Below are 14,747 nucleotides of genomic sequence, written 5' to 3'. Positions count from 1 at the left end.
ACGCTGGTGTGCGAGGGCGTCGAGTCAGCTACACAAACAAATCATGGGTCAGATGGTTCTCAACGCCTCTTGCGTGATCAACGGCGCTTTGCTCGGCGTGTGAAGGGCCAATCAGGTCTGCATCCTGGATCAACGCTACTCCGGCTTTGTGCAGTCCATATTCAACCGTACCGGGTCCGTGGCCATCCTCAAAATTATCTGAAGCTTTGGCCCCTGCCATATCATTCTTGAAATGAAAGGAATCTAAGGGCTCGGGCGCTGCTGCCGTTTGTGCCGGACCGGAGTGATCGGTAGCTTGGTCGTTGCCGCCAGCGTTCTGGCTCGGCCCTGCGGGCAGATTTTTAGAAGCGTTTGAATGCGCCTCGTGCAAGTCACGCTGCGATTGGCCGGAATTGACATGGCTTCCCGGTACATCATCCTTGACATGCTGCTCGGCAGTTGCGGAACCGTCCTCCGAAGCGTGTAAATCGTGCAATTGTCCACGATTGGATTCGTGTCCGGTTGAGTCGTGCTTGGCATGCTGCTTACCGGCTGCTGCGCCGTCTTCCGAAACATGCAAATCACGCTGCGATTGTCCATGAGTGGAATCGTCTCCCGGTGGGGCGAGCTTGGTATGCTTCTTGCCGGCTGCGGCGCCGTCCTCCGAAGCGTGCAAATCACGCTGCGATTYCTCATAATTGGATCCGTCTCCTGCGGTCGCCTGTATCGTGCCGTGTTCGGCATTCCTCGACGCGTCCGTCGCGGCCGCCTGTTCGAAGCCGTTATGACCGATCAAAGCGTCGATGGCACCGGATCCGGTGGGAGGGTTGCCGTTGCCGCTGACGCCATCCTCGCTCGCGGCTGCATCGATGATCTGAAGTTCGTCGCTTCTGCCGATGGCATCGCCTCGGGCAGCCTCGAAGGCAAACGATTCATGGTGTATTTCGGGGTAGAGCCAGGCCAAATTGTCGAAGCCGTTGAGGTTCGCATCGGCGCTGCCAGGAATATTGAGGGCGACCAATTCGCTGTTGCCGTTTGCGGCAGCCGCCGCAAAGAGATCGCTCAGGCTATCGCAAACATTGAACGCCTGCGCGGGGCTGTTAAGGAGTTCGTAAATCGAGACTCCGACCGCCGTCATCATGAATGTGCCATAGCTGCTCAAGCCCGGCCTTGGAGGGTTGAGTGTCGGCAACGTGATCGTGCTGGCGGCAATATCGGCACGGGATTCGATGAGCTTGCTGGCCCGCGTCGGCATGTCACCTACAGAATTCTCAACGCGGCCGGCTTTGGCCGTTTTGCCCGGAGCAGCGGTCGTTTTTTGGGAGGTGATTTTGATGGTYACGACCGCGCCGGTGCCGTCTGCGGCCATTACCGTGACACTATCGGTATACGCATGACAAACTGCGGTCGCGCTCGCTGATTGAACGTCGTCTAGCGCGGCCCAAATCAGAGCTGCAAGCGCGCCGACCCCGCCGTAAAGGCGCGACAGGGCGAACGTTGCGAGCTCCGTCCGGTTTTTGGTCTCAAGCTGCGCAGATATGTGATCGATTCGCGCCTCGATGGCGCCTGTGGCGACCTTAAGCTGGCGCGCAATCTCCTTGTTCGACATACCGCAGGCGACCAGACGCATGATCTTGCGCTCCTGGTCCGTCAGCGCTGCCAGCCCATTGTCGCCAAACGCGCCATTCCCTGCCTTGCGGGTAGCCGCCCGGTCCGCGGTCGGCGCCACCAGCCTCAGGGTCTGCAACACGGTTTCGGGCTCCTCGCGCATCCGGATCGCAGTGCAGGCCCCCGCTGCGATTGCAGCAGCGAGATCGCCACGCGCAATGGACGCGGTGTAGAAGACCAGCCGTGTGGGAAGGTTTTCGGCATTGACGGCGGCGAGCATTTCAGAAGCCGTCACGTCGGAAAATCCGTCCTCTACAAGCACGACATCTGGCGTCAACCTCCGAACTGCTTCGAGGCAACCGGCTCCATTGATGCACGACGCAACGATCTTGAAGTCACGCTCCGCCGCAAATAGCGACGCAAAACCCTGCAGAACGATCGGACGGCGATCTGCTATCACGAGTCGGATACGAAGCATCTGCACTACCTCGCCCGGCGTTCCGTCCTAACTCGCCCAGCAAATGCGGCCTAGGTTCAAGCGYCACTTTCAAGAGCAGCGCGCCAACGCACAACGCCCCTCTTGGTTCCGGTAGCTTAATAAGGCGATCGAATGACCATACTTGCAACTGATCGGGCCACCGAAGAAGTGGCGCTCGCAGCCGACAGAAAGCCCATCGAATTCGGCGATCACAGCACGGGAGAACGGAATTCGGAAGGCCAAATCGTCCGCTTTGGGTCCAAAGCAGCGGTGGACGCCAAGTGGGATCGGCGTCCGGTTTGCCCCGACACCCGACATGACACGCGCTTAATCGACCTTCGGCTAAGGGCCAATACCGGAAGTCAGGCGTCGAACTCCGCGAGAGCACGACGGTCTAGCAACTCGAGCCGCCGCGCGAGCGACCGGACGGGCGAAGGTGTGCGGCTCCGCGCGAAGCCGCGATGAGCCGAAACGGCATCGTGTTCCGGTTCAAAGAGGAAACGTCTGTGGCCGGGCCGCTCGCCCCCAACAACAACACGCCGGTGACCCGGTGGCGCAAGCTGCTCGCCGATGCCTTTCGCGAAGATTTGCGGGAGGACCTGTGATGGATGCCTTCGCCGCGGCCGACAAGCCGCGCGAAAGTAGGCTCACCACTGCCGCGGATCAGGAGCTCATGGACGTCGCTCATCGCCCGACCCCCATTCTTGTGGATCCTGACCTTCCGGAAGCGTGAAAGCGACGGGGAAGGTTTCGGCGGCCAGAGCATCGAGCGCGGTCTGCTCCTCGGCGAGGCGGCGTTCGATGAACTGACGTTCCAGCTCCGATAGCCTGGTCCGAAGCAGGCGWCGATGGCGGTGGATGTTGTTGCGGTGAGCACGAATGCGGGCAAAGCCTTCGTCGAGCATCGTCGCCTCTCCTGACGGTCGTCACGGTCCTTCTTGATGTTGAAAAGCGGGAAGCGAATTTCCCGACGCAAAAATATTCGGGCGATACCGGGAGTCAAGATTCCGGCGGCGGTCGAACCCCAAATCCTTGGCCGGATCACCCAACGGCATTTGCGCTGCCGCAATGGCTGACACCTCTGCACCGCGACCGAGCGCCGCATATGGATTTTTTTTAATCCGCCCCTTGAAACGACTTCTCGTTTTTCTAATTAGTTTTTCGCCGCGAGAGCGGTGTGCCGGGCGCCTTCACGGGTCCGGCGCGGGCGCTGGGCCGGGTATCAGACCCGCTGACTCCAGCCTTGCGCTCCTTGTATCCATCTTGCTCTTTGGAGGACTTGGTTATGAGGACCACCTTTGACTTCGCGCCCCTGTGGCGCTCCACCATCGGCTTCGACCATCTGGCCGACCTCGTCGACAGCACGCTCCGCCAGGCGAGCGAAGATCATTATCCCCCGTACAACATCGAACGCACCAGCGAGGACCACTACCGGATCTCGCTCGCCGTCGCCGGCTTCGGAGCCGACGACATCGCCGTGACGGCCGAGCAGAACGCCCTCACGATCGAGGGCAGGAAGCCCGAGGAAGCGGCCGGCGAATACCTGTACCGGGGCATCGCCGCGCGTCCTTTCCGGCGCGTGTTCAACCTCGCCGACTATGTTCAAGTGAAGGAGGCCTCCTTCCGCGACGGACTGCTGATCATCGATCTCGTCCGCGAGGTGCCGGAAGCCATGAAGCCGCGCCGGATCCAGATCGGAGGCAGCGCCTCTCCCGCTTCGCAGATCGAGCAGAAGAAGGCGGCCTGACGCCTGATCGAGGTTCGACAGCGGAACGCGGCGCGCGCAAGCGCGGCTGCGCTCCCCGGCTCATGCAACAAAGGAGAAAAATATGGCAGTTCGTGATCTCATTCCCTGGTCGAGAAACCAGGAACTCGCGCCGGCGCGCGGCACCCACGATCCGTTCATGACGCTGCATCGCGAAATGAACCGTCTGTTCGACGATGTCTTCCGCGGCTTCGGCGGGACGGGCCTGTCGCCGCTCATGGAGGGGCAATTCGGCTGGCCCAAGATCGAGCTCAGCGAGACCGACAAGGCGCTGACGATCTCGGCCGAGCTTCCCGGTATGACGGAGAACGATGTCCAGATCGAAACCGCCAACGGGGTGCTGACCATCCGCGGCGAGAAGAAGAGCGAGCGCAACGACGAAGGCAGATACTTCACCGAGCGCTACTACGGCTCGTTCCAGCGGCAGATCGCGCTCGAGGACGTCGCGGAGGACAAGGCCGAGGCCTCGTTCAAGAACGGCGTCCTGACGATCTCGCTGCCGAAGTCCGAGAACCCGCGCGCGGGCGTCAAGCGCATCGCGATCAACGCGCAGTAAAGACTATCACGGGCGGCGCTCTCCGCCGCCCGAACTCACCGAAAAACGTCCCGAGGAAAGGAGCGTAAAGGGAGGCCAACCGATGAGCGACACCAACACGAACACCGGCAATCTCAATCCATTCTTCCATCCGGCCGCACACTATGCGTCTCCGGAGGATGTCCTGAACGATAGCGAGCTCTCCGCGCCGGAGAAGCGGATCATCCTGTCGTCATGGGCCTCCGACCTGTTCGCGGTCGAATCCTGTCCCGCGCTGCGCGAAATTCCCGGCATGGGCCACACAATCCGGCTCGCGGACATCCTCGCGGCGCTGCGGCGCCTGGACGGCGACGACGATCCGCCCCGACCCGGCGGCGTCCCCATGCGGCTGCGGCGGCCCTGGGCCGCCGCGCAGCGGAGGTCGGCATGATGCTCACGCTAGGGCATGGGCCGTTCCGTTCATTTCCTTCATGAGCGAGTTGGGAGAGCGGCCCACGCAGCGAGCGTAGGCGAGACCCTAATCCCGCGCTCGGCGCAGGGCGGCCTCGAGCTTTTCCTTGCGCTTCTCCCAGCGGACCTCCTCGTCCTCGGCCCGCTTGTCCAAAGCCGCGCGCTCGGCTTCGATAGCGCGCGTTGTCGCGTCGTGCTCGGCCTTCGCGTCATCAAGGGCGGCCTGAGCCTTTGCGACCGTCTTCTCCCGCCGCTCGCGCTCCTTGGCCATGGCGGCTTCTTCTCGCCGGCGCTCGGCATCGCGGCGCTTCCGCTCCTTCTCGAATTCGGCGGCGGCTTTTCGGGCCACCGGTTCGCTGATCTTCGGAGCGGTTCGCAACTCGGCCGCCAGCCTCAGCATTTTCTTGCGGCCGCGCCGATGAATTTCGCGGGTAAGCGCGGTCCTCACACTACGAACACACAGGTGGCGGCACGCCCAGCCGCCCACCTCGCATCAAACGCCAGATGGAAGGACAGGCTATGCTCCTAGAGAACAAGACAGCGATCATCTATGGCGCCGGCGGGGCCATTGGCGGCGCCGTGGCGCGGACCTTCGCCCGCGAGGGCGCCAAGGTCTTCCTCTCTGGCCGAACGCTCAGCAAGGTCGAACGCGTGGCGAGGGAGATCGTAGCGGCCGGCGGTACCGCCCAAGCCTTTCAGGTCGACGCCATGGAAGAACGGGCCGTGGAAAGCCACGTGGCCGTTGTCGTCGAGCAGACCGGGCGGCTGGACGTGTCCTTCAACGCCATCACCGCAGTTCCGCAGCCTGGCACGCAGGGTATTCCTATCGCTCAGCTGTCGGTCGACAGCTTCACCGCGCCGATCACGACCTACATGCGATCACACTTCCTGACGGCACGGGCGGCGGCACGGCGGATGGCCGAGCAAGGCTCCGGCGTGCTGCTGATGCATACCCCTGAACCGGCGCGGCTCGGAGCGGCCCTGGTCGGAGGGATGGGTCCCGCCTGGGCCGCGATGGAAGCCTTTAACCGCAACCTGTCCGCCGAATTCGGCGCCAAGGGTGTCCGCGCGATCTGCGTGCGCTCGAGCGGCATGCCGGAGACGGAGACAATCGACATCGTCTTCGGGCTGCATGCCAACGCGATGGGCATCCCCCGCGAGCAGTTCCAAGGCTTCATCGAGAGTCTGACGCACCGGAAGCGCTCGACCAAGGTCTCCGAAGTGGCGGAGATGGCTGCCTTCCTGGCTTCCRACCGCGGCAGCGGCATGACCGGAACCGTGGCCAACCTGACCGGCGGGCTGATCGTCGACTAACGGGCAGACGGCGCGAGGGCCGTCCTGGAGCGCCGCCTGACGTTCGAACCCATCCGGTTCGGGGCAAACGCCTTTCGAACGTCAGTTGCTCCGCACGACGAGAAATCGCGATTGACCGATGAATTCCTCGCCGTCCGTGGTCTCCACAACATGAGCGATGGTCGATCAGAACAGTCCCGGAAAGGAATCTTCCGTCATGGGTAAGCTGATGGTATCTAGTTTCGTCTCTCTCGACGGCGTCATCGAGGCTCCGATGGCCTGGGGAGGACGGTTCTTCGACGATGAGTGCAGAGAGTATGCTCTTCGGAAGCTCGACGACGTCGAGTACTTCCTGCTTGGCCGCAAGGCCTACGAGGCGTTTGTCCCGGCCTGGACTACCGTAACAGGGAATGCCTACATCGACCGGATCAACGAGCTGAAGAAGCTCGTGGCGTCGACGACGCTCAACGAGGTCAGGTGGAACGCGTCGCTCATCAAGGGCGACTTGGCCAAAGAGCTCGCCACGCTGAAGAGTCAGGTCGGCGGTCACATCCTGAAATACGGCATCTCGCAGTTGGACAGGACGCTGTTGGATAACGGGCTCGTCGACGAATACGACGTCTGGATCATGCCGACCCGCGCCGGTCAGGGCAAACGGGCCTTCGCCGACGTCGACGCGGACCAGCTCAATCTGGAGCTCATCCGCACGCACGCGTTCCGAAATGGCGTCGTGGTCCTCAAGTACCGCCCCAACTAACGTTGCGACCAAACCATCAGCAACGCGGCTTGCTTGGCCGCATCCGGTCAACGGCACCAGTTGCCGTGCCTAGACTCGAGAGGAAGACGCCATGAGCTACGAAAAGATCTTCGAATACGACCTCGATATCACCGGCGTGACTGATTACGGCGCCGATATGGAGGCGATACTTACAGGGCGAGAGAGTGTGCCGCTGCAGGGCGCTCAATTCGACCTCTCGCTCGCGGGACCCGTCAAAGGGCGCGTAACGGGCACCCTGCGCGGCGTCGATTACCTGCGTGTACGTCCGGACGGCCGCCGCGAACTCGAACTCAGGGGCACCATCGGAACCGATGACGGGAGCCGGATCGCGTTCTCCGCCGAGGGCGTCGGGTCCCCGCGAGACGGCGAGCCGATCGTCGACCTGGCCGTGAAAATCGATCTCCTGACGGCCGTGGCCRCCTATTCGTGGGTCAACGCGAAACCGGCCTGGGGTTCGGGGTACGCGAACCTGGCCACCAACAAGATCCACATTGACGTCTATCTGCACTGACGTGCGGCCTGCCGACCTGTTCAGCAAGGCGCCCGTACATGAGGAACCACGATGACGCCAGCGAGTGACCCGCACTCGGCTCTGACCGCGCACCTCATGGAACGCTTCAACGCGGCGTTTCTGGAGTACGCGCCTGAGGTGCTTGATGATCTGGTAGCGGACGATTGCGTGATCGAGAACACACCGTCGCCGCACCGAACGGCGATCGGTACGTCGGCAAGGCAGCCTGCCTCCATGGCGGAGCATTGCCTCAAATCGTGGAGCGCGCTTTGACCAACATCTGGGGCGCCGGACAGAACGATTCCAATCCGCGGCGTGAACTTCGTGCGGGTACGCGACACCTTGATCGTCGAGGCGCTCGGTTACGCCAAAGGTGCGAACTGAGGTGTGCGTGCGGATGGCTGGCGGGACCTCGATCTGCGTCTTCGCCCGGCCGATGAGTTTCCGGCGGCCCGCGGTCTCCACAACATCAACAGCTGTCGATCAGAGGAGTTCTGGATCATGTCGTCGGAGAACGGGGTGTTGCGGGGCAAGCGCGTGGTTGTGCTGGGCGCCAGCCGCGGCGTCGGCCGCGAGATTGTGCTGCATGCGTCGGCCGAGGGTGCGCAGGTCTTGGCGGTCGCCAGGCAAGAGCACGGCTTGGCCGATCTTGAAAAAGAGATGCGGGGCGTCGACACGCTGGCGCTGGACGCGGCCTCGGAAGCCGCGCCGCTGAAGGTCTTCCGAAGGGCGAGGCCCGACCTCTTGGTGATATGCGGCGGCGCCACCCCGCCGACCCGTCCGATGTCCGAGCTGAGCTGGGCCGAATTCGGCATCAACTGGGAAGTCGACGCCAAAATGGCATTCCTGTTCTGCCGCGAGGCGTTGCGGTTGCCGCTGGCGCCGGGCTCGGTCGTCGTGATTATCTCCAGCGGCGCTGGTCTTGGCGGGTCGCCAATTTCCGGCGGTTACGCCGGCGCCAAGCGGATGCAGATGTTCATCGCCAAGTACTGTCAGGCCGAATCCGATCGCCGCGAGCTTGGCATCCGCTTCGCGGCGCTGGTACCCTCGCGCGTCATGCCGGAGACCGACCTCGGGCAGGCCGCGGTGAATGGCTACGCCAAATACCTCGGCGTTCCGGCGGAAAAGTTCCTCGAGAACATGGGCCCGCGGCAGTCGCCCACGGATGTTGCCAAGGCGGTCCTCGACATTGCGATGAGGCAACCGGCAGAGCCGGGATCGATCTTCACCATTTCAGCCGATGGCTTCGCGGCGGCAAGCTGAAAGATGGCAAGATGGACGAGCTGCGCAGCCGGAAAGTCGAGGGGGTCGTCATGAAAGATAAGGAGCTCGTGAGCTCTGTGGGCGACACTCCGCCCAGTCGCGCCGACTTCGCCAGGGCGGCCGAGATGCATCACCGCGCGCTCAAGCTGCACTGCTATCGCATGCTTGGGTCTCTGCACGAGGCCGAGGACGCGGTCCAGGAAACCATGCTGAGGGCCTGGCGGGGTTTCGACGAGTTCGAGGCGCGCTCCTCGATCAAGAACTGGCTCTACCGGATCGCGACCAACGTGTCCCTGAACATGATCGCGAGCCGTTCGAGGCGCGGCCGGATGATGCCCGATCAGGTGGAGGGCCCGGCGACCCAGAGGCCGCAGGGGCGCCCGGACACCGGGACCCTGTGGATCGAGCCCTATCCTGACGCCGAGCTGGCGAGCCTCCCCGATCCCGCTGCGGGGCCAGATGCCCGCTACGAGCTACGTGAGTCCGTCCGGCTCGCGTTCGTCGCAGCGATCCAGCAACTGCCGCCGCGTCAGCGGGCCGTGCTGTTGCTGGCCGACGTCATGGGCTGGTCCTCGATCGAGGTCGCCTCCGTGCTCGATGCTTCCGTTGCGTCGGTGAACAGCGCCCTGCAGCGGGCGCGGGCCAAGCTGGCCGCGATCGATCGCGATGTTCGACAGGCCCCGATGACAGACGAACACCAGCGGAGCCTGCTCGAGCGGTACGTGCAGGCCTGGGAAAGCGCGGACCTAGAACGGTTCGTCGCGCTTCTGAAGGAAGACGCCGTCTATGCGATGCCTCCGTGGCGAGAATGGTATCGGGGCCGCGGTTCGATCGGGGATTTCTTCGGGGCTGTCTGGCCCGCCTATCGCGGCTTTCGGCTTGTTCCGGTCGGCGCTAACCTCCAACCGGCCTTCGCCCTCTACACCCTCGGCGCCGAAGGGCGCTGGAACGCACATTCGCTACAGCTTCTGTCGCTGGACAGAGACGGGATCGCGACGTTCACGGCGTTCATGCAGCCGCTTGCCCAGAGGCTTTTCGCGGCATTCCAGCTGCCGACCATCCGGGAAGCCTGATGGTTCTGCGCGAGATCGGTTGGGCTTGGATCCGTGATCTCATGTCTCTCGAGGCTTCGGCGGCCGCAGGCAACTTCACGCATGCCGCCAAGGCTCCGACGACGGAAATTGAAGGGTTGGCCCGTATTTGGATGAGCCATCGATGGATTTCATGAGAAGATTGGAGGAGCGAAGGAGCGGCGCTACCCAATCGCAAGCATTGAGCTTGACCTGCTCGGGCATAAATCTGTGTATGCAGATATGAGCACTTGATCGTGGATGACAAATTGATCGTCGGGATATCTGTTCTCTTTTGTTTCGTGGCCTTCGGCAGGGTGTTCCAGCTCTACATCTGGCCACGGCTACAGGATTTGTCCCCAGACGATGCACTCAGAATACTCGTCGCCCCCCACATGTTTCGTTTCGTTGGGCTGAGCTTTCTCGCACCCGGGGTCGTATCGCCCGACATGGTGCCGGCGTTCGCAAACCCGACAGCTTATGGGAATCTGGCCGCCGCCGTGATGGCGGTGATTGCTTCTTTCGCACTGACAGCGAGGGCCTCATGGGCGCTTGGGTTCGTTTGGCTGCTCAATATAGAGGGTACATTCGATTGTTTGCTTGCTTACTATCAGGGCGTGGTCGGCGTTAGTTTGCCTCCTGGCGCGCTGGGTGCGACCTTTTACATTCCGACCTTGATCGTTCCGCCCCTCCTGGTTACCCATCTCGCCATGTACCGCATTTTGAGCGATCCGCGTCGGGTTGCAGAGGCGAGCCCACAAGGCGGAATGCCGAGCCGATGAACGCCGCGGCGCGCGATCGATCCGGTCGTGTCGGAGCAAAATTCGACGGAAATTCGGGCTGCCGGACCGGGGGTGCCCGGTATGGCGGAGCAACGCCCTGTAAGCTCACCAAGAAATAATTGGCGCGCTGCGGCAACGGCTCGGCCCCGACTTTCAATCCAGAACGACATCGTCGCGCAAGCGAAAGCCGGCGCGATCACCATCACGCGAATACCGTCACCTCAATTACGGAACGCCAAAATGGGAGCTGCACCGCGGCCCCTCTCTATCCGGTCCCCCGGGCACGCACGCCGGCAACGAGCTTTCTTCCAAACCAGCCTTTCGATTGCCCGCCGCCGCACCTGGCCGCAACAGTAGCACTTGACCACCGGATCCTCTTCTAGATATAAAACCTGCATATGCAGATAACGCTTGAGGTGCTGTCGTGGATAGCAAGCTGACCATCGGCCTTTCTGTTGTCCTTTGCTTCGTGGCGTTCGGCAGGGTTTTCCAGCTCTACATTTGGCCGCGCCTGCTGGATTTGCCGCGCGATACGGCTCTCAGCATACTCGTCGCTCCCCATATGTTTCGCTTCGTCGGGCTGAGCTTTCTAGCACCCGGGGTCGTCGGACCTACCATGGCGCCGGCGTTCGCGAACCCGGCAGCCTACGGAGACCTGGCTGCGGCCGTGCTGGCGGTGATTGCTTCTTTCGCGCTGACCGCGAGGGCGCGATGGGCATTGGGGGTGGTTTRGCTGCTAAACTTGGAAGGCACAATTGATTTGTTGTTCGCATATTATCAGGGCGTGGTCGGCATCAATTTGCCTCCCGGCTCATTAGGGGCGACCTTTTACATTCCCACCCTGATCGTTCCCCCCCTTCTGGTTACTCATCTGGCAATGTTCCGGCTCTTGCTGCGTGGTCCGCGCAAGGTCGCCGAGGCGATCTAGATAGCGGAGTACCGGGCTGGTGACCGAACACTGAGCCTAGTCGATCAGGCGGCGCAAGGAAGGCTGGCCCCGCTCCGGGCGTCGCCTGGGTCCCGTGCCTTACCGTCCGCGAGGGCTTTTGGATTGCAAGGCTTCTCTGGACCCGAAATTGCGCAAGGACCATCCGACGTCAGAGTTGGAGGATGTCGGCGGCATTAGAACTTGCTCATCAATCCCAAGAACAAATATTGCGTTAGTCCTTGCTGCAGCTAACTGGCAGCCGTCTCCTTGACATCAAATGGCGTTGCATGCATATACAGCTTTAAATTGCAGCAGCGGGCCAATCATGGTTAGAATAGGAACAGAATGGACGCTCTGAAGGACCTTCGCGAGGTCATGGGCTGTCCCTGCCTTCGGATTAGGCGCGCGTCCCGGCACATCACGCAACTCTATGATCACGTCCTTGCCGAGGCCGGCCTTACTGCAAATCAATTCGGGTTACTTGCCTATCTTTTTCGAGCCGCAAGCTCGGAGGGGGGCGGCCTGTCAATCGGTAGTCTCGCGGAGCAAGCGGGCGTCGATCCGACGACGCTAAATCGAAATCTCAAGCCGCTGGAAACGAAAAGATTGATTACGGACGCACCTGCTGCCGCGGACAGCCGCGTCCGCGTCGTGAGCATCACAAAGAAAGGACAGATGGTCCTCCAAAAGGCATTTCCTCTTTGGCGTAAGGCGCGCAAAGATGTCGAAAGGGCGCTCGGAGCGCCCGAATTGGCGAAGTTGAACGAATTGCTTGACCTAGCAGCGGCCAAAGTTCATCGGTTAATGTGAAGAAGAGCGACCACGCGGGTTGATGACGACGGCGGTATAACGGGCTTCGCAAATCAGTTGTCGCGTGCACGGGCCTCGCGACATCGATCGATGGTGGTCCCGAGAATGCCCGTATCCTGCGGGCGTCGGCCGAGCGTAAGCTTCGAACCGCCAAAGGCGGGCACTTCATGTCGACCTGTTGGTTGCGACCCGCATCGACAACGATCACATCGGCGGTGTTCTCGACAAGGGCCATCAGCCGCATCCGTTGAGCTGGCTTGTCGATCTCGCCACCGGTTATTGGATGTCCAGGCTTTTGCCGCCGGCGGAACTCGACGGGGAATTTGGGGCGGGAATACGCGGCCGCAACGAGCGCCGGCGCGCACTTCGAAACTTTCTACTGCAATGGAACGGCGGGGCCTAAACGAAGCGGCCCGTAGCGAGACCATCGACGAACTCTTCGCCCTCACGAGCCTCTCGCTGTTCGCAGAGCTACAACGATCGGGCCGCTCCAATGCCGAGATCGAACGCATGATTTTGAGGATGTGCGGCCAAGTTTGGGAAGGCAGGATGAACGCGACTTCGATCGCGTTGCCAACGTAGGTAGAACTGAACGGAAGTTGCCGACCCGGCGCGCAAGTCATCGAAAGGGATGTCTTTGCTCGATGCGAGCCTTCCAAGGCAGCTCCTCAACGCGTCTGAGTTCTACGACTGATACATTCTCCTGCACATCGGCGGGAGATGAAGACACACGATGCCGACCCATTAGTTGGACGCCGCGCCGCCGCTTAATCAGGAAGACTCTATCGCATGACCTTACGCGTACTATTCGCCGTACACGCGATCGTGACGTTCGCGGCAGGAGCCGTGCTCGTCGCCGCGCCCAGTGCGATTCCGAGCACGGTAGGCATATCTGTCGAACCAGCCTCATACCTTCTGTGCTATCTGCTGGCCGCCGCGGAATTCGCCACCTCCGTACTATCGTGGGGCGCGCGATACGTCACGGAGGCCAAGGCACTCCGCGTCATCGTAATTTCCCTAATCGTGATGCACGGCGCATCGGCGGTGCTTGAGATTCACGCGTTCTTGGGTGGGCTGAGTGCGAAGATCTGGGGCAACGTCGCCGTTCGTGTCCTTGCAGTTCTATTGTTCGGATATTTTGGCCTCGGCTCACCTCCCATCGATCGCGAGGGCAGCCGCGACTAGCTGGAGCCCGCGCCCCAATTTCGAAGACTTCGAGAGATCAGATCGCAGCCTTGGACGATTCCAGACCCGGGCATTGCGGCAATTGCGTCGTACGCGCAGACCCGCGGACTTCTTCGGGAAGCTCGGGCCCGCCGGCTGAGGGCTTAGAGATCTGGGCTCAGCCACTGCTCGGCGAGATCCAGCAACCTCGTGGCGTCAATGTCGGGATTGTGGACAAAGCCGATGAGCCTCTGCGGCCGCTTCGACGGACTGTCGACGAGTCGCAGCCGTACCTTGTTGCCGTGGACGTCCGCGGCTTGGTCCGTGCTCGCCAGGCGCCCGGGAAGCAGAGCGTCGATCTCTTGTTCAAGGACGCGCTCAGTTCTCGCGGGGAGCCGGATTGGGGCCGAGATGGTGACGAGGACGCAGCGGTTGGCCGGCGCCGCCCGTTCGGTGAAACGCGAAAGGTCGTCCAGAATTCGCACGACGACTCGGTCGAAACGCAGCCCGAGCTTGGACACGCTCGTCCCGCCGGCTCTCGCGATCTCTTCGGCGATCCCTCTGTCCATGCCGCCTCCCCAGCACTAGGCCGGAAACCCGTCCCAGAACTTACCCGCGAGGCGGGATCTGCTGCACCAACCAAGTGTTGCCGTCGGGGTCGCTCAAGAAGACGAAGGCGCCCCATGGGAAGTTCTGCACCTCGCCCACCTCGACGCCGCGCTCCAGCAGAAGCGCCGAAGTCTGGTAGCCGCGGGCGTCCGCTTTGCCTATCGCCGCTTCGGCAAGACGGGCGGCGTGCCGATCGTCTTCAGCACTTTCAGGGGACCCTCGACCATTGGGATCCGGCAGTGACGAACGGCTTGGCAAAGACGCGCGTTGCCTTAATGCAAATCGGACTCGACTAGGCGAGACTGTGGCCTTCACTTGTCAGGCGTTGGTGCCACCGTCCACCGTGAGGTTCGCGCCGGTGATGTAAGCGGCTTCCGGCACCCCGTGCTCGATAGCCCATTCCGACTCCTTGCTGGGAGCATGAAGCGCGGAAGGTGTCAGAACCAGTAATCTTGTTCATCGTTTCTGTGCGCAAGATGAGCTGGCCGAATAGACCCACTGACGGCGACATTGCGTTCCAGTTCGAAGARGCTTGAACATGGATCGTCCTATTGTTGTGAGCGGTGCTACGGGACTGCAAGGCGGCGCGGTCGCCCGCAGGCTGCTGGCCGAAGGCCGGTCGGTCCGAATTCTGACACGTCATCCGAATTCCGAGCGCGCACGGTCCTTGTCAGCCCAGGGTGCTGCGGCGATCCAAGCCGACCTTCAAGACCTGGCATCGCTG

At 62.0% G+C, this 14,747-nt stretch carries 21 protein-coding genes; 17 read left to right on the top strand and 4 right to left on the bottom strand.

Features of this window, described 5'->3' with window-relative positions; all coding sequences use genetic code 11:
• Positions 1 to 28 precede the first annotated feature (28 nt).
• Positions 29 to 2,065, bottom strand: a complete 2,037-nt coding sequence (locus tag AC1D00_RS06000) for a LuxR C-terminal-related transcriptional regulator (protein WP_477010029.1) — start codon at positions 2,063 to 2,065, stop codon at positions 29 to 31.
• Positions 2,066 to 2,526: 461 nt separating this feature from the next.
• Here AC1D00_RS06000 and AC1D00_RS05995 point away from each other — a divergent pair, with 461 nt between their 5' ends.
• Positions 2,527 to 2,670: a hypothetical protein gene (locus AC1D00_RS05995; protein ID WP_477010028.1), complete on the top strand. Its 144-nt coding sequence runs from the start codon at positions 2,527 to 2,529 to the stop codon at positions 2,668 to 2,670.
• 66 nt (positions 2,671 to 2,736) lie between these two features.
• Here AC1D00_RS05995 and AC1D00_RS05990 read toward each other — a convergent pair whose 3' ends face one another.
• The gene (locus tag AC1D00_RS05990) at positions 2,737 to 2,970 is read right to left on the bottom strand and encodes a hypothetical protein (RefSeq protein ID WP_477010027.1); all 234 of its coding nucleotides are present in this window, start codon (positions 2,968 to 2,970) and stop codon (positions 2,737 to 2,739) included.
• Between the two features lie 380 nt (positions 2,971 to 3,350).
• Between AC1D00_RS05990 and AC1D00_RS05985 the strand changes: the two genes are divergently transcribed.
• The 3 genes from AC1D00_RS05985 to AC1D00_RS05975 all read left to right on the top strand — a co-directional run bounded on the left by AC1D00_RS05985 (position 3,351) and on the right by AC1D00_RS05975 (position 4,795).
• Entirely contained in the window at positions 3,351 to 3,812 is a 462-nt protein-coding gene (locus AC1D00_RS05985; RefSeq protein WP_477010026.1) for an Hsp20 family protein, read from the top strand.
• A gap of 82 nt (positions 3,813 to 3,894) precedes the next feature.
• Positions 3,895 to 4,386 (top strand): Hsp20/alpha crystallin family protein, encoded by a 492-nt coding sequence (locus tag AC1D00_RS05980; protein ID WP_477010025.1) that lies wholly within the window; start codon positions 3,895 to 3,897, stop codon positions 4,384 to 4,386.
• An 82-nt stretch (positions 4,387 to 4,468) separates the two neighbouring features.
• The gene (locus tag AC1D00_RS05975; RefSeq protein WP_477010024.1) at positions 4,469 to 4,795 is read left to right on the top strand and encodes a hypothetical protein; all 327 of its coding nucleotides are present in this window, start codon (positions 4,469 to 4,471) and stop codon (positions 4,793 to 4,795) included.
• An 87-nt stretch (positions 4,796 to 4,882) separates the two neighbouring features.
• On the opposite strand, the gene AC1D00_RS05970 is transcribed toward AC1D00_RS05975, so the two are convergent.
• Positions 4,883 to 5,215, bottom strand: a complete 333-nt coding sequence (locus AC1D00_RS05970; protein WP_477010023.1) for a hypothetical protein — start codon at positions 5,213 to 5,215, stop codon at positions 4,883 to 4,885.
• A gap of 119 nt (positions 5,216 to 5,334) precedes the next feature.
• Between AC1D00_RS05970 and AC1D00_RS05965 the strand changes: the two genes are divergently transcribed.
• The 12 genes from AC1D00_RS05965 to AC1D00_RS05910 all read left to right on the top strand — a co-directional run bounded on the left by AC1D00_RS05965 (position 5,335) and on the right by AC1D00_RS05910 (position 13,435).
• Positions 5,335 to 6,129, top strand: coding sequence for an SDR family NAD(P)-dependent oxidoreductase (locus AC1D00_RS05965; RefSeq protein WP_477010022.1), 795 nt, complete (start codon positions 5,335 to 5,337; stop codon positions 6,127 to 6,129).
• Positions 6,130 to 6,325: 196 nt separating this feature from the next.
• A complete protein-coding gene (locus tag AC1D00_RS05960) occupies positions 6,326 to 6,865 on the top strand; it encodes a dihydrofolate reductase family protein (protein ID WP_135177356.1) in 540 nt (179 codons plus the stop codon).
• Between the two features lie 91 nt (positions 6,866 to 6,956).
• Positions 6,957 to 7,397 carry a DUF3237 family protein gene (locus AC1D00_RS05955; RefSeq protein WP_477010021.1) on the top strand — a complete coding sequence of 147 codons (441 nt, stop codon included), beginning with the start codon at positions 6,957 to 6,959 and terminating at the stop codon, positions 7,395 to 7,397.
• A gap of 96 nt (positions 7,398 to 7,493) precedes the next feature.
• The gene (locus tag AC1D00_RS05950; RefSeq protein WP_209312102.1) at positions 7,494 to 7,670 is read left to right on the top strand and encodes a nuclear transport factor 2 family protein; all 177 of its coding nucleotides are present in this window, start codon (positions 7,494 to 7,496) and stop codon (positions 7,668 to 7,670) included.
• A 228-nt stretch (positions 7,671 to 7,898) separates the two neighbouring features.
• A complete protein-coding gene (locus AC1D00_RS05945) occupies positions 7,899 to 8,660 on the top strand; it encodes an SDR family NAD(P)-dependent oxidoreductase (protein ID WP_477010020.1) in 762 nt (253 codons plus the stop codon).
• Between the two features lie 11 nt (positions 8,661 to 8,671).
• Entirely contained in the window at positions 8,672 to 9,733 is a 1,062-nt protein-coding gene (locus AC1D00_RS05940) for a sigma-70 family RNA polymerase sigma factor (protein WP_477010019.1), read from the top strand.
• Positions 9,733 to 9,888, top strand: coding sequence for a hypothetical protein (locus AC1D00_RS05935; RefSeq protein WP_477010018.1), 156 nt, complete (start codon positions 9,733 to 9,735; stop codon positions 9,886 to 9,888). The genes AC1D00_RS05940 and AC1D00_RS05935 overlap by 1 nt, the downstream gene beginning before the upstream one ends.
• 99 nt (positions 9,889 to 9,987) lie before the next feature.
• Positions 9,988 to 10,512: a hypothetical protein gene (locus AC1D00_RS05930; protein ID WP_477010017.1), complete on the top strand. Its 525-nt coding sequence runs from the start codon at positions 9,988 to 9,990 to the stop codon at positions 10,510 to 10,512.
• 424 nt (positions 10,513 to 10,936) lie between these two features.
• Positions 10,937 to 11,440, top strand: a complete 504-nt coding sequence (locus tag AC1D00_RS05925) for a hypothetical protein (RefSeq protein WP_477010016.1) — start codon at positions 10,937 to 10,939, stop codon at positions 11,438 to 11,440.
• A gap of 345 nt (positions 11,441 to 11,785) precedes the next feature.
• The gene (locus AC1D00_RS05920; protein WP_404558280.1) at positions 11,786 to 12,250 is read left to right on the top strand and encodes a MarR family winged helix-turn-helix transcriptional regulator; all 465 of its coding nucleotides are present in this window, start codon (positions 11,786 to 11,788) and stop codon (positions 12,248 to 12,250) included.
• Positions 12,251 to 12,428: 178 nt separating this feature from the next.
• Positions 12,429 to 12,653: a hypothetical protein gene (locus AC1D00_RS05915; protein ID WP_477010015.1), complete on the top strand. Its 225-nt coding sequence runs from the start codon at positions 12,429 to 12,431 to the stop codon at positions 12,651 to 12,653.
• Between the two features lie 386 nt (positions 12,654 to 13,039).
• Complete coding sequence (locus AC1D00_RS05910; protein ID WP_477010014.1) at positions 13,040 to 13,435, top strand: hypothetical protein; 396 nt, start codon at positions 13,040 to 13,042, stop codon at positions 13,433 to 13,435.
• Between the two features lie 143 nt (positions 13,436 to 13,578).
• Here AC1D00_RS05910 and AC1D00_RS05905 read toward each other — a convergent pair whose 3' ends face one another.
• Positions 13,579 to 13,983 (bottom strand): hypothetical protein, encoded by a 405-nt coding sequence (locus AC1D00_RS05905; RefSeq protein ID WP_477010013.1) that lies wholly within the window; start codon positions 13,981 to 13,983, stop codon positions 13,579 to 13,581.
• A gap of 578 nt (positions 13,984 to 14,561) precedes the next feature.
• Here AC1D00_RS05905 and AC1D00_RS05900 point away from each other — a divergent pair.
• Positions 14,562 to 14,747, top strand: a 186-nt coding sequence (locus AC1D00_RS05900; protein WP_477010012.1) for an NmrA family NAD(P)-binding protein, incomplete at its 3' end; no start/stop codon positions are given.

This window comes from Bradyrhizobium sp. P2_E8 (assembly GCF_056403875.1).
The sequence above is the reverse complement of the archived record's forward strand: the minus strand, read 5'-3'. Positions and strand labels throughout refer to the sequence as shown.